The following is a 1,070-nucleotide window of genomic DNA, read 5'->3' on the forward strand; positions in this document are numbered from 1 at the left end:
TGGGAAGTCGTTACGCCATTCGTGCAGGTCGGAACTTACCCGACAAGGAATTTCGCTACCTTAGGATGGTTATAGTTACCACCGCCGTTTACTGGCGCTTAAGTTCTCAGCTTCGCCACACCGAAATGTGACTAACCGGTCCCCTTAACGTTCCAGCACCGGGCAGGCGTCAGTCCGTATACATCGCCTTACGGCTTCGCACGGACCTGTGTTTTTAGTAAACAGTCGCTTCTCGCTGGTCTCTGCGGCCACCCCCAGCTCACGGAGTAAATCCGATCACCAGTGATGGCCCCCCTTCTCCCGAAGTTACGGGGGCATTTTGCCGAGTTCCTTAACCATAGTTCACCCGAACGCCTCGGTATTCTCTACCTGACCACCTGAGTCGGTTTAGGGTACGGGCCGCCATGAAACTCGCTAGAGGCTTTTCTCGACAGCATAGGATCATCCACTTCACCACAATCGGCTCGGCATCAGGTCTCAGCCTTAATGTGGGACGGATTTGCCTACCCCTCGGCCTACACCCTTACCCCGGGACAACCACCGCCCGGGATGGACTACCTTCCTGCGTCACCCCATCACTCACCTACTACAAGTCTGGTTCGTCGGCTCCACCACTTTCCTTTCCCCGAAGGGTCCGGAACGGCTTCACGGACTTAGCATCGCCTGATTCGATATTGGGCGTTTCAAAGCGGGTACCGGAATATCAACCGGTTGTCCATCGACTACGCCTGTCGGCCTCGCCTTAGGTCCCGACTTACCCTGGGCAGATCAGCTTGACCCAGGAACCCTTAGTCAATCGGCGCACACGTTTCTCACGTGTGTATCGCTACTCATGCCTGCATTCTCACTCGTGAACCGTCCACAACTAGCTTCCGCTGCTGCTTCACCCGGCACACGACGCTCCCCTACCCATCACAGCGGGCGTTGGCCCTATTGCTGCAATGACACGACTTCGGCGGTACGCTTGAGCCCCGCTACATTGTCGGCGCGGAATCACTTGACCAGTGAGCTATTACGCACTCTTTCAAGGGTGGCTGCTTCTAAGCCAACCTCCTGGTTGTCACAGCAAC

The 1,070-nt window shown here is 56.3% G+C and carries 1 rRNA gene; it reads right to left on the minus strand.

From position 1 onward, the window contains the following. Positions 1-1,070, minus strand: a 23S ribosomal RNA gene (locus ACFWCK_RS19350); the annotation flags it as partial.

The organism is Microbacterium sp. NPDC060117, assembly GCF_042729315.1.
Taxonomy (GTDB): Bacteria; Actinomycetota; Actinomycetes; order Actinomycetales; family Microbacteriaceae; genus Microbacterium.